Source organism: Rudaea sp., assembly GCF_036560865.1.
Classification (GTDB): Bacteria; Pseudomonadota; Gammaproteobacteria; order Xanthomonadales; family Rhodanobacteraceae; genus Rudaea.
Genome location: NZ_DATBQK010000137.1, coordinates 1 through 13,262 on the forward strand (window position 1 = coordinate 1; position 13,262 = coordinate 13,262).

Annotated in this window: 8 protein-coding genes; 5 read left to right on the plus strand and 3 right to left on the minus strand. The window is 62.7% G+C overall.

Annotated elements, in window-relative coordinates; all coding sequences use genetic code 11:
• From VIE67_RS13300 to VIE67_RS13315, 4 genes are all read left to right on the plus strand, one after another.
• A partial coding sequence (locus VIE67_RS13300; RefSeq protein WP_332026928.1) for an aminomethyltransferase beta-barrel domain-containing protein occupies nt 1-435 on the plus strand: 435 nt, incomplete at its 5' end.
• Nucleotides 432-1,055: a high frequency lysogenization protein HflD gene (gene hflD / locus VIE67_RS13305; protein ID WP_332026929.1), complete on the plus strand. Its 624-nt coding sequence runs from the start codon at nt 432-434 to the stop codon at nt 1,053-1,055. The genes VIE67_RS13300 and hflD, both read left to right, overlap by 4 nt.
• A gap of 101 nt (nt 1,056-1,156) precedes the next feature.
• The gene (acnA, locus tag VIE67_RS13310) at nt 1,157-3,907 is read left to right on the plus strand and encodes an aconitate hydratase AcnA (protein ID WP_332026930.1); all 2,751 of its coding nucleotides are present in this window, start codon (nt 1,157-1,159) and stop codon (nt 3,905-3,907) included.
• Nucleotides 3,908-4,266: 359 nt separating this feature from the next.
• Nucleotides 4,267-5,958: a long-chain-fatty-acid--CoA ligase gene (locus tag VIE67_RS13315; RefSeq protein WP_332026931.1), complete on the plus strand. Its 1,692-nt coding sequence runs from the start codon at nt 4,267-4,269 to the stop codon at nt 5,956-5,958.
• 43 nt (nt 5,959-6,001) lie between these two features.
• Here VIE67_RS13315 and VIE67_RS13320 read toward each other — a convergent pair whose 3' ends face one another.
• From VIE67_RS13320 to VIE67_RS13330, 3 genes are all read right to left on the minus strand, one after another.
• Nucleotides 6,002-8,755, minus strand: coding sequence for a putative bifunctional diguanylate cyclase/phosphodiesterase (locus tag VIE67_RS13320; protein WP_332026932.1), 2,754 nt, complete (start codon nt 8,753-8,755; stop codon nt 6,002-6,004).
• Nucleotides 8,756-8,800: 45 nt separating this feature from the next.
• Nucleotides 8,801-9,577, minus strand: a complete 777-nt coding sequence (locus tag VIE67_RS13325; RefSeq protein ID WP_332026933.1) for an iron-containing redox enzyme family protein — start codon at nt 9,575-9,577, stop codon at nt 8,801-8,803.
• A 310-nt stretch (nt 9,578-9,887) separates the two neighbouring features.
• A complete protein-coding gene (locus VIE67_RS13330; protein WP_332026934.1) occupies nt 9,888-11,819 on the minus strand; it encodes an SUMF1/EgtB/PvdO family nonheme iron enzyme in 1,932 nt (643 codons plus the stop codon).
• Between the two features lie 174 nt (nt 11,820-11,993).
• Here VIE67_RS13330 and VIE67_RS13335 point away from each other — a divergent pair, with 174 nt between their 5' ends.
• Nucleotides 11,994-13,082: a ribonuclease D gene (locus VIE67_RS13335; protein ID WP_332026935.1), complete on the plus strand. Its 1,089-nt coding sequence runs from the start codon at nt 11,994-11,996 to the stop codon at nt 13,080-13,082.
• Nucleotides 13,083-13,262: the final 180 nt, after the last annotated feature.

Sequence of the window (13,262 nt, forward strand, 5' to 3'; positions counted from 1 at the left end):
GGCGAGCACGACGGCGTGATGTACTACACCCTGGGTCAGCGCAACGGCCTTGGCATTGGCGGCCGCCGCGGCGCGGCCAGCACCGCCTGGTATGTGGTCGGCAAGGATGTCGCGCAGAACGTGCTGTATGTCGCCCAGGGCGGTGAAAACGCATGGCTGCAGTCGCGGCATCTGCGCGCCAGCCAGTTGAGCTGGACTGCGGCAACGCCAGCGGCCGCCGAATTTCGCTGCACGGCGAAAACGCGCTATCGTCAAACCGACCAGGCTTGCTTGGTGCGCATGCAAGGCAGCGAATGCGAAGTGGAATTCGACAGCGCGCAGCGCGCGGTAACTCCGGGCCAATCCGTCGTATTCTATCGTGGCGAGGAATGTCTTGGCGGCGGCGTGATCGACGCGACCGATGCGCCGTTTGGCGGACTGCGGAGCGGGGCGTGAGGGAAGAACGAGTCATCGCACTTGCGGGCATGTTTCAGGCGATCGCGCTGGTGCGCGCGACGGCGACGCGCGGCAGTGGCGACAGCGTGGCGATGCAGCCAAGCCTCGCGAGCGTCTTCAAAATCGATGCGACGAGTCCGGCGGATGTATTCGGCGGCATCGGCAATCTGCGCCTGGGTCTGGAAACGCTGATCGCGCAGCTCGACGACGTCAAGCGCGATCTGGCGATCACGCGCATCGCCATTTCGGTGCTGCGCGTGCGCGCCAAGCTCGCGCGCCGGCCGCAGACGCTGGGCGCGCTGCGCGCGGGCATCGAGTCGATCGCGCAACAGACCGCGGGCACGGAGCCGGCCAACCCGATTGTGATGGCGCGTCTTGCACAGCTGTATGCGGACACGATTTCCAAACTGCAGCCGCGCATCGTCGTCGAAGGCGAACCGCAGTTTCTGCGCCAGGATACGCAAGTCGCGCAGATCCGCGCACTCCTGCTCGCCGCGATCCGCGCCGCCGTGCTCTGGCGCCAGGTCGGCGGCTCGCAATGGCGTCTTTTATTTCGCCGCCATCAGTACGCAATGCTCGCGCGCGGTCTGCTCGCGCAATGCACCTTGAGCGGTTCGTAGAGCGCGTACCTATTGAGCTGCGCCCCTACCGCGGCACTGGTGTCTGCGCGATAATAACGGGCTGATTCACCAGTCGCACCCTCGATGCCAGGAGCCTCACCATGACCGATTCCTTCGCCACCCGCGACACGCTGGAAGTCAACGGCAAGCGTTATACGATCGCGAGCCTCGCCAAACTCGGTCAGAAGTTCAATATCACGCGCCTGCCGTATTCGATGAAGATCCTGCTCGAGAACCTGTTGCGCCTCGAAGACGGTGTCACTGTCACTGCCAAGGAAATCGAAGCCGTCGCCAACTGGCAACCGACCAAGGAACCGGACACCGAAATCGCGTTCATGCCTGCGCGCGTGGTGCTGCAGGATTTCACCGGTGTACCCTGCGTGGTCGATCTGGCGGCGATGCGCGATGCGATCGTCAAGCTCGGTGGTGACGCGAAGAAAATCAACCCGCTGATTCCGTCCGAACTGGTGATCGACCACTCGGTGCAGGTCGATCAGTTCGGCGCGGCCGATTCGCTCGATTTCAACGTGAAGACCGAATTCGCGCGCAATCAGGAGCGCTACAGCTTCCTGCGCTGGGGGCAAACGGCGTTGAACAATTTCAAGGTCGTGCCGCCGCGCACCGGCATCGTGCATCAGGTGAATCTCGAATACCTCGCGCGCGTGGTGATGACCGCGGAGAAGGACGGCGAGACTTGGGCGTTTCCCGATACCGTGTTCGGCACCGACTCGCACACCACGATGATCAACGGCATCGGCGTGCTCGGCTGGGGCGTCGGCGGCATCGAAGCGGAAGCGGCGATGCTCGGCCAGCCTTCGTCGATGCTGATTCCACAGGTCGTCGGCTTCAAACTTACCGGCGCGCTGCCCGAAGGCGCGACCGCGACCGATCTCGTGCTGACCGTGACGCAGATGCTGCGCAAGCACGGCGTGGTTGGAAAGTTCGTCGAGTTCTACGGCAATGGCCTGCCGTACCTGCCCTTGGCCGACCGCGCAACGATCGCCAACATGGCGCCCGAGTACGGTGCGACCTGCGGCATCTTCCCGATCGACAGCGAGTCGTTGACCTATCTGCGCCTGTCGGGCCGCGACGAGGCCTTGATCGCGCTCGTCGAAGCGTATGCGAAGGCGCAGGGCCTCTGGCACGACGCGAATACGCCGCAAGCGGAATTTTCCTCGACGCTGGAATTGAATCTCGCCGACGTGAAACCGTCGCTGGCCGGTCCCAAGCGTCCGCAGGATCGCGTGCTGCTCGGCGACGTCGGCAAGAGCTACAGGGATTCGCTGACCGCGCTGGCCGCGAACCGCACGCCGAAGAACGGCGCCGAAGCGCGCTTCGCCAACGAAGGCGGCGACACCGCGGTCGGTCACGACGCCAGCGTCAACGGCGCCGGTCAACCGGTCTCGCGCAACGGCCAGCGCTTCAAGCTGCGCGACGGCGCCGTGGTGATCGCCGCGATCACCTCATGTACGAACACCTCCAATCCCGCGGTGATGCTCGGTGCCGGTCTGCTTGCGCGCAACGCAGTAAAAAAAGGTCTCAAGGCCGCGCCGTGGGTGAAGACCTCGCTCGGGCCGGGCTCGCTCGTGGTCACCGATTATCTGAAGAAAGCCGGCGTGCTTGCAGAGCTGGAAAAGCTCGGCTTCTTCGTCGTCGGCTACGGCTGCACGACCTGCATCGGCAACTCGGGTCCCCTGCCGCCAGAAATTTCCAAAGCCGTTGCCGACGGCGATCTCGTCGTCGCCTCGGTACTGTCGGGCAATCGCAACTTCGAAGGCCGTGTGCATCCCGAGGTGAAGATGAACTATCTCGCCTCACCACCGCTGGTCGTCGCGTTCGCGCTCGCCGGCACGGTCGATATCGATCTCAACACGCAGCCGCTTGGCACCGGCAGCGACGGCAATCCGGTTTACCTCAAAGATATCTGGCCGACGAACAAGGAAATCGGCGACGTGATCGCGCGCACAGTCGGCCCGGACATGTTCAAGCACAACTACGCCGATGTGTTCAAAGGCGATTCGCGCTGGAACCAGATCGACGCACCGGTGGGCGAGCGCTACGGTTGGGAAGACAAATCCACTTACATCAAGAACCCGCCCTATTTCGACGGCATGCGCATGCAGGTCGGCACGATCTCGGACATCAGCGGTGCGCGCGTGCTCGGCATCTTCGGCGATTCGATCACCACCGATCACATCTCGCCGGCCGGCGACATCAAGGCCACCTCGCCCGCCGGTCAGTTCCTGCAGGCGCACGGCGTGGTCAAGGCCGATTTCAATTCCTATGGCTCGCGCCGCGGCAACGACGACGTGATGGTGCGCGGCACCTTCGCCAACATCCGCATCAAGAACCTGATGCTCGGCGGCGAGGAAGGCGGCAATACGCTGCACTACCCCGATGGCGAAAAACAACCGATCTACGACGCCGCGATGAAGTATAAAAAGGAAAATGTTCCGCTCGTCGTCATTGCCGGCAAGGAATACGGCACCGGTTCCTCACGCGACTGGGCGGCAAAGGGCACCATGTTGCTCGGCGTGAAGGCGGTGATCGCGGAAAGCTTCGAGCGTATCCATCGCTCCAACCTGGTCGGCATGGGCGTGCTGCCGCTGCAGTTCACCGGCGGCCAAAACGCGCAGAGCATCGGCCTCAAGGGCGACGAAACATTCGAGATCGCGGGTCTCAATGACGGTGCCGCGAAAGAGATCAGCGTCGTCGCCAAAGGCGACGCCGGCGAGAAGCGTTTCAAGGTCAAGGTGCTGCTGCTGACGCCGAAGGAAGTCGAATACTTCCGCCACGGTGGCCTGCTGCCTTACGTGCTGCGCCAGCTAGCGGCGAGTTCGAAAGCCGCCTGAGCGGTCTTGTCCACGGCCTGAATAGACGAAAACGGCGCGAGACATTCGCGCCGTTTCTCGCCGCGCGCACGAGTCTCCGCCCTAACCGCCGCTTGCGATCTTCGCGCGAATGGCCTCGCAAAGCGTGCGCGCATCGCACAGCGGTCGGGCGTTTTGTTGGCGGTCTAACCATTCTTTACAAAGCTTTGCCAAAATTGTCGGCGAGCGAATCGAGCTAGCGCGGTCGACGCTGATCACCACTACGTTGCGATGCCGCTTGCCGGCCGGGTACTCGCGTGTTGAAATCGCGGTTCGAACAGGCTTTGGCATTGGGTAAGCCAAGGCCAACAATAAATATCCAAAGTTCAGTGGAGGGAGTAATGACGACGAACAGCGATCGCCCCTGGCTTGCCAGCTACCCGGCCGGTGTGCCGACCGACATCGATGTGAACACCTACCGCTCGATCGCCGATGTGCTGGAAACGGCCTGCGACAAGTTCCGTCACCGCCCCGCGTACACGAACATGGGCAAGACGCTGACCTACGGCGACATCGATCGCCTGAGCAGCCAGTTTGCCGCGTACCTGCTTAACGATCTGAAGCTGAAGAAAGGCGACCGCGTCGCGATCATGCTGCCGAACGTGCTGCAGTATCCGATCGTCGTGTTTGGCGTTCTGCGTGCCGGCCTGACCGTGGTCAACACCAATCCCTTGTACACCGCGCGCGAACTGAAGCATCAACTGAGCGATTCCGGCGCCAGTGCGATCGTCGTACTCGACAATTTCGCCGCCACGCTGGCCGAAGTCCTGCCGCAGACGCCGAGCGTCAAGCATGTCGTCACCTCGGCACTGGGCGACATGCTCGGTTTTCCGAAATCGCTGATCACCAATCTCGTCGTCCGCCACGTGAAGAAGATGGTGCCGGCCTATCGCATCGACAACGAGGTACGCTTCAACGATGCGTTGACCTTGGGCGGACTGGGCAAGCTGCCGAAAGTCGACGTGGGCCACGACGACATCGCGTTCCTGCAGTACACCGGCGGCACCACCGGCATCGCCAAGGGCGCGATGCTGACCCATCGCAACATGGTCGCGAACATGCTGCAGGCCGCGGCCTGGCTGGGCACCAATCTGCGCGCAGGCGAGGAAGTCGTGATCACCGCGATTCCGCTGTACCACATCTTCGCGTTGACCGCGAACTGCCTGGTGTTCATGCAGATCGGCGGGCTCAGCCTGCTGATCACCAATCCGCGCGACATGCCCGGCTTCGTCAAGGAACTGGCCAAGGTGCCGTTCAGCGTGATCACCGGCGTCAATACGTTGTTCAACGGCCTGCTCAACACGCCGGGCTTCGATCAGCTCGACTTCTCGCACCTGCGCCTGACTCTTGGCGGCGGCATGGCCGTGCAGCGCACGGTTGCGGAAAAATGGAAAAAAGTGACAAAGTGTACTCTGGTCGAAGCCTACGGCCTGACCGAAACCTCACCCGCCGCGTGCATCAATCCGCTTGATCTCGCCGAGTACAATGCCTCGATCGGCCTGCCGATTTCCTCCACCAACGTGTGCATCCAGGATGACAACGGCAACTTGCTGGCCCAGGGCGAAGTCGGCGAACTCTGCGTCAAGGGCCCACAGGTGATGAAAGGTTACTGGCAGCGTGCCGACGAGACCGCCAAAGTGATCACGCCCGACGGCTGGCTGCACACCGGCGATATCGCCAGGATGGATGAAAAAGGTTATTTCTACATCGTCGACCGCAAGAAGGACATGATCCTTGTCTCCGGCTTCAACGTGTACCCGAACGAGATCGAGGATGTGGTCGCCGCCTGCCCGGGCGTGCTCGAAGTCGCCGCGGTCGGCGTACCGGACGAAAAATCCGGCGAGGCGGTGAAAGTCGTCGTGGTGAAGAAGGATCCGAACCTGACCGCAGCCACGATCAAGGAATACTGCCGCGCCAACCTGACTGGCTACAAGCTGCCCAAGATCATCGAATTCCGCGACTCGCTGCCGAAGACGAATGTCGGCAAGATCCTGCGCCGCGAACTGCGCGACAGCCCGACGAAACCAGGCTGAATCGGCGCAACGGATTTCGTCGCTGCGGTCGAGCCAGCACTGACTAGCGCTTGGTCGCGACCAGCTGCAATTTCGTCTTGCCCAGCTTGGGGTTGGGGCTCAACAGGTGGCTGATTTCCGCAGCGCTCAGCGGATACGAATACAGGAAGCCTTGTGCCTCGGCACAACCTGAGCGCAGCAGGAAGTCGTGCTGCGCCTCGCTCTCGATACCCTCGGCGATCGTGCGCAAGCCCAGGCTCTGCGAGATGGCCAGCATGGCCTGGATGATCGCTGAGTCGTTGGCGTTGTCGGGCAATCCGCTGACGAAGGATCGGTCGATCTTGAGATAGGTCACTGCCGGCAGCTTCAGATAGGCCATCGACGAATATCCGGTGCCGAAATCGTCGATCGCGACGCAGACGCCGAGCGCCTGCAGCGCTTTCATCGTGCGGTCGGTGTCTTCGCCCAGACGCAGGATCGAGCTTTCGGTGATTTCGAGCAGCAGCCGGTCCGCCGACAATTGTGATGCCTGCAAGGCACGCGTCAGGAATTCCACGAATGCCGGATGGCCAAACCAGCTGGCGGAAACGTTCAATGCCACGCGGATCGGCGGCACTCCGGACTGATTCCACGCCGTCAATTGCGCAAGCACGGTCTGCATGACCCACTGGTCGATCTGGCGGATCTGGCCCAGACTCTCGGCCATCGGAATGAATTCCGCGGGCGGTACTTCGCCGCGTTCCGGATGCTGCCAGCGCAGCAGCGCTTCGACCGCGACGATGCGGCCGCTGCGCAGTTCCACCGTTGGCTGATAAACCACGCTGAATTCGTCGTTCGCCAATGCCTGACGCAGGTCCGCAGCGAGGCGCAGGCGCCGGCGCGCATTCGCGTGCATGATCGGCAGATAAAAGCGGAACGCATTGCGCTCGGACGCTTTCGCCGTATACATGGCCGCATCGGCATTGGCGATGAGCGAGATTGCATCGCTGCCGTCGAGCGGATAGCCGGCAATGCCGATGCTCGCGCTGAGCACGATTTCCTGCTCCTCGATCAGATAGGCCTCGGACAGCGCCAACAGCAGACGCGCCGCGAGCCCGGTCGCGTCCTCGCGCGTATCGAGCTTGGGAACGAGCACGGTGAACTCATCGCCGCCGATACGCCCCGCGACCTCCCCGGCGCCGCCGAGCTGTCGCTGGATACGCTCGGCCACCTTGACCAGCAGGCGATCGCCGATGCCATGACTGAAGCTGTCATTGACGCTCTTGAAGGCGTCCAGGTCGATGAACAACACCGCCAGCGCATGATGCTCCTGCGCGGCAATTTCTATCGCGTGGGCGCAATGCGATTCGAATTCCGCGCGATTGATCAGACCGGTGAGAATATCGCGTGTCGCCATATGCTCGAGCCGGGCCTGATGCGCCTTGTGCGCCGAAATATCGGCGAATACGGCTACGTAGTGCTGGACCTTGCCGAAATCGTCGCGGATCGCACTGATGCTCAAGCGCTCGGGGTAGATCGTTCCGTCGTGGCGTCTGCTCTGCACTTCGCCATGCCAGTGGCCGACCTTGGCGATGGTGTCCCATATCGCGGCGGGCAACGGCCGGCTGTCGGGCAAGCTGCGCGTATCGCCGAACGGAAAGCGCTGCAGCCGCTGGGTAGAAAAACCGGTGATCGCGAAACTCGCGTCGTTGGCGGTAATCACCTTGCGCTCGGCGTCGGCGATGACCACGCCTTCGGCGATCGCCGCGAGAGCTTCGGCGGCGATGCGCCGCTCCTGCTCGATCGCCACACGCTCGGAAACGTCGCGGATGATCGCCTGGCGTACGTTTTTTTGTCCCCAGACGACAAAACTGCTCTGCATCTCGACCAGCCGCGTACTGCCGTCGCTTGCGCGTAACGCACCGGCCGTAGCACCCAGGCCACTGGACGAACTGCTCTCGGCGAACAGATGCGCGAAATGCATGCCGACCAGGTATTGCGAGTTGCGCTGAACCCACGATGCCGCCGTGCGGTTGGCATCCAGAATAATCCCGCTGGAATCATCGATCATGACGATCGCATCGGCGGCATTGTCGAACAGCAGGCGGTATCGTTCTTCGCTGCCGCGGATGCCGGCGAGAATCCTGCTTGCCATCTGCAGCCAAAGCAGTGCGGCGATGCAGGCGGCTACAAGCACGCTCATGAACAACACTTTCCCCAGCCACGATGCGCCCTCGGCGATCGCCTGGGAGAAGAGATCGCTGCGCGGCTGGATGTAGTTGTTCAGTTCGGCAATACGCGTCCTCTGCCGGGTCATTTCCTGACTGGACCATGTATCCGCGGTGCGCGCATGCTGCACTTGCTCCGCGATGAGCTTGAGCTCGTCGATCGCGCTGTCCGTCGATCGCCATGCCTGCAGAGCGTCCTTGAGGTAGGGCGCGTTCGGCAAATGCACGAACATGAAGATCACTACCGGAATTGCCTCGGTTATCGCATTGCGGTGGCTCAGGGCCGCAACCACCTCTTCGTAGTTGAAGCTCTCCTTGGCGGTTTCGTTGCGCGCGAAACGGTCGTACTCAAGCAGGGTGAAGTTGTTCTGGAAACTGGTCAGGTTTTGCGGGTCGCCGCTCGCCGCGTAGGCATCGAGATCGATCACCAGCTGCTTCTGCGCCTTGGACCAAACGCTCTCGCCGTTGAGAAGTGCGGCGAGAGCGATCTGCAGCTTCAAGGCTCCCCAGATCAGGGCAACAAGGAAGCCTACGAGAGCCAATAGCCCCCAGACCAGCGGCAACAAGCGCCGCGCCAAGTCCTGTTGCGAAGCGAGCGGTTTGCTTCTCATCACAAACGCATCATATCCGATACCTGTAACCAGTCAGACCCACGATCACGCTGCCTCGGCGATCGCCACCTGGACGACACGGCTGGGCATGACGCAACGGTCCGCGAGCAGGCGCATGCTCATGTAACTGCGCTTGATGCACTCGCCGAGGTGCGCGACTTCGTACGCGGCCGGCGCCGTTCCCATCAGCGTGCAGACGATCTCCAGCGCCTCCCACGGATGGGTATCGTCGTAGGCGGCGTGCAGCTGCAGCCAGCGCAGACTGCTGGTTCTTGCTTCCGCGGGGAAACTGTTGCGATAGGTCTCGCTGTCGTAAACGAACTGCGACCATTCGCCGGTCACGCCTTCGATGGCATAGTTGGTTGCGGCGACGCCAGCGGCAAGCGAGTCGCTCTTGCAGACTTCCTCGCACCAGTTGGAGAGTGTGGCCGCTTGATGCGGGGGTCTGCCGTGCAGGACTTTCTCGCGCGCAACGCCCGCGCCCTCGGCCCAGCTAAGCCAATGTTCGGCGTGATTCTGCTCGACACGGATATTGCGCACCAGCCAGCGACGCGCAAGATTGTCGCCCGCGCTGCGACCGAATTGCGTCTTCAGAAGACTCAGAGCCATGTAGCCGGGGAAACGCTCGATCACCGGCCAGATGCCGAGCATGAAGTTGCTGGTAGATTGCAGATCGAGTTTCGCTTCGCGCATCATGGCGAAAAGTTCGTGATCGAGGACAGATTGCTTGACCTGTGCGCAGTCGGCAACCATGTCCTGCGCCCAGATCGGGTAGCTGCTCAATTCGGTCAGGGAACCGTTGAGTTCGAAGTGCGTTTTCATCGGATTTTCCTTTCAGGTAAGGATTGCGGTTTGTGTGCGCCGCGCAGAAAAAAATCCTGTACGGTGCATCTGGCGGTCAGGGGGTTGCCAGATGGTTCATATTCATCACGCGTTTATCTCTCGGTCAACAAAAAACTTCGCAATACAACAATTTATGTGACTTACATCACATAATTTAGCAAATAAGGGCTTGACTTGGACCCGGGTGCTCAGGAATCGGCACACATGGGGTTCCGCGCGCGCAGCCGGTGGTATAGGCGCTTTGCCACTCGTGTATACAAAAATCGACGCGCGGATTTTCTTGCCGCGACTACAAATCGCGCGCGACCCGCAAGCCGACCTGCGCATTGCGCGCATCGGCGGGAAGACTGCCGCGGAATGCCGAACGTGCCTGATCCGGCGCGCTGCCCCATGATGCTCCGCGCACGACGCGGCGTTCACAACCCGGATTGACCCAGGCACGACTGTCCGCCGGCGCGCGCAGATAACTGTCGTGCCAGCAGTCTTCGACCCAGTCGGAAACGTTGCCGTCGATATCGCGCAGGCCGAACGGATTGGCCGGAAATTTTCCGATCGGTGCCGGTCCCCAGTAGCCGTCGCTGTAGTGTGGGAATGAATTCGCCCACAAGTGTCTCGTCGGCGAGCGATCGCCATCGCCGGTCAGGTTCGCCAGCGGCTTGGCCGGATTGCCGTCGCCCCACCAAAAGCGCGTCGCGCTGCCGGCACGCAACGCGTATTCGTATTCGGCTTCGCTCGGCAAGCGGTAATGCTTGCCGGTGCGCGTGGACAACCATTGCGCATATGCGTGCGCATCGTTCCACGACACATGGATCACCGGCAGCGTATCGCCGGCGCTCTCGCCGTTGTAATCCTTGCGCCAGGTGATGCCGTGACGCTCCAGTGTACGTCCGGACTCCTCGTCATAGATGATCGAACTGCCCAGTTTTTCCGCGTCGGTTTGATAGTTGGCGTCGTCGATGAAGGTACGGAACTCCGCGACACTGACCTCGTCGCGGCCGAGCGCGAAGCCGACGCTGATCTTCACCTCGCGCTGCGGTTCCTCGCTGCTGCGATGTCCGCTCTCCTGCGCCGGCGAGCCCATGATGAAACTGCCGGTCGGAATGACGATGAGCGGGGGCGCCTTGCCGTTGCGATCGACAAACGCATCGCTGATGACCTGTCCCGGCTTGTAATTCGCATACAGGCGCGCGTTGTGCAGACGCTCGTTGAACACATCGATGCCGGCGACATCGGGGCTCAAGCCCAGCGCTTTCTGCGCGAGCAGCTGGGCAAGATCGGGATTGCCTGCGTCGAGCGCGGAATTCGCCTGCGACATCACCGCCGTCGCGCGTTGTCGGCGGATGCCTTCGATCCGCGTGCGCGTATCGAGCAGTTCGTGCGAGCCCGGACGGATTGAGGAGGCCGCAGCCAGCGTCTGATCGGCGCCGCCGAAATCGTCCTGCGCCGCCGCGCCGAGCGCGCGATCCAGGTAGCCACGCTCGATCTGCGCGAGCCCCTGATCGGCGAGCTTGTTGCCCGGATCGATTTTCATGATCTGGCGGTAAACGTCGAGTGCGGCGGCTTGATCCTTGCCTGCGCTCGCCTCGCTTGCGGCCTGGTGCAACAATTCGGCCGCGCGCGTGAGCAGCGGCGTGGTCTGGCGCAGTTTCTTCAAGCGCGTCTGCAGGGCCGCGACGTTGTTGTCGTCGAGCGCGAAATCCTGCAGCGCGGCGATAAGGCGCGCGGATTCGTTCTCGTCGCCGCGATCGAGCGCGTCGCCGGTCTGCTGCAGAATCGCATTGTGTACTTTTTCCACTCCAGCCTTGGCCGCGGCACTCCTCGCGTCGCCATTGAGCGCCTGGCGATACAGCGCGAGCGCACCATCCTTGATCTCAAGCAAACGCCCCCGGTCGAACGCGGCATCGGCTTTCTTGAGGAGGGCCGCAATCGCCTTCGGCGGCGGTGGCGGTGGCGGCGCCAAGCTCGCGGGTGGACCCCATTGCGTCGCAGCCGCCGAGTCGTCCGCTGCAGGCGTGGCGGCAGGCGCAACGGGCGCCGGCTGTTGCGCTTGCGCAGTCAACATCGTGTTGTCGGAATTGGCTGCGCTGCGTGGCAGCGGCGACGGCGGCGCGGTACTCGGCAAGTTCGGGTAGAAACGATAAACCAGCGCGAACAGAAGCAGCGCAATTCCCGCGATGCCGCCGAGCACGCTCTGTTTCTGGACGACTTCACTACCCGGCATTGGTCTGGTTCAAATATTTTGACTGACAATCCTGCGGCTGCACCTTAGGCTATGCGCCTTCGCCTCGCAACTGAGTCGCGGTCCACCCTCGCGACAAATCGCGGCGGCGACGCGAAACCATTCGTGGTTTCTGACCGTCCTGATTCGACCCACCCGTGAACACAGGGTTTCCTGATGTACCAATGGATTGACGACCCGACCGCGCTAGACGCCTGGATGATCCTGCGTCCCGCGCATGCATTGATCGGTCTCGATACCGAGTTCATGCGTACCAATACCTTCACGCCGCGGCTAGCGTTGTTGCAGGTGAATATCGACGGCGTAACCGCACTTCTCGATGCGCCCAGGCTCGACGCGCATGCCGCGCTCGCGGTGCGTCTGCGCGATGCGGCGTGCATGTGCGTGATGCACAGCGCCAGCGAGGATCTCGAAGCGCTCGCCATGATCGTGCCCGAAGGGCCGGCCAACCTGTTCGACACGCAGATCGCCGCGGCGATGGCCGGGCTCGGCTTTGGCCTGAGTTACCAGAAACTCGTCGCCTTGCTGCTCGGCATCGATCTGCCCAAATCCGAAACGCGCTCGGACTGGCTGCAGCGCCCGCTCAGTCCCGCGCAGCTCGATTACGCGGCGCAGGATGTCGCACACCTGCCCGAACTGCATGCGCTGCTCAGCGAAAAACTGCGCGTGCTGGGCCGCAGCGAGTGGCTCGCCGAGGACTGCCGGCGCATGATCGAGCGCGTGCGTCACTCCACGCCCGACACGCAACCGCAGCGCGCGTTCCGCGGTGCCGCCGACTGGCCGCGCGACAACCAGGCGTTGCTGCGCCGCCTCCTGCTCTGGCGCGACGCCAGCGCGCGCGCGCTCGACAAGCCGCGCCCGTGGCTGCTCGACGATGCGCATGCGCTCAATCTCGCCGCGCAGCCGCCCGCGAGTGTCGACGAACTGTTCGAACGCACGAAGGGACTGCGCGCCCTGCGCAGCGCGCAGCGCACGCAACTGCTTGCCGTACTGCAGGCGCCGTTGACCGATGATGACCGCGCCATCGCGCCGATTCCGCCGCCGATGAGCAACGCCGAAAAGCGCGCCGCATCCGCGATGAAAGAGGCCGTCGCCAAAGTCGCGAATGCGCTGGACCTGCCCGAAGGGCTGCTTTGCTCGCGCCGACATCTGGAATCCCTGCTCGCCGACCGCGCCTGGCCCGCAGCGCTCGACGGCTGGCGCCGGCCGTTGCTGCACGATGCGTTGATGGCGTTGTTGCCGTAGGGTGCGGAGACGGGGAGACGGGGAGACGGGAAGACGGATAGACGAAGAGACGGCAGAGCAGAGAGGATGCTTCTCCGTCTTCCCGTCTTCCCGTCTTCCCGTCTTCCCGTCTTCCCGTCTTCCCGTCTTCCCGTCTTCCCGTCTTCCCGTCTTCCCGTCTTCCCGTCTTCCCGTCTTCCC

Coding starts and splice junctions, on each gene's coding strand:
- acnA (WP_332026930.1), top strand. CDS start 1,157: ATGACCGATTCCTTCGCCACCCGCGACACGCTGGAAGTCAACGGCAAG.
- VIE67_RS13315 (WP_332026931.1), top strand. CDS start 4,267: ATGACGACGAACAGCGATCGCCCCTGGCTTGCCAGCTACCCGGCCGGT.
- VIE67_RS13320 (WP_332026932.1), bottom strand. CDS start 8,755: ATGAGAAGCAAACCGCTCGCTTCGCAACAGGACTTGGCGCGGCGCTTG.
- VIE67_RS13325 (WP_332026933.1), bottom strand. CDS start 9,577: ATGAAAACGCACTTCGAACTCAACGGTTCCCTGACCGAATTGAGCAGC.
- VIE67_RS13330 (WP_332026934.1), bottom strand. CDS start 11,819: ATGCCGGGTAGTGAAGTCGTCCAGAAACAGAGCGTGCTCGGCGGCATC.
- VIE67_RS13335 (WP_332026935.1), top strand. CDS start 11,994: ATGTACCAATGGATTGACGACCCGACCGCGCTAGACGCCTGGATGATC.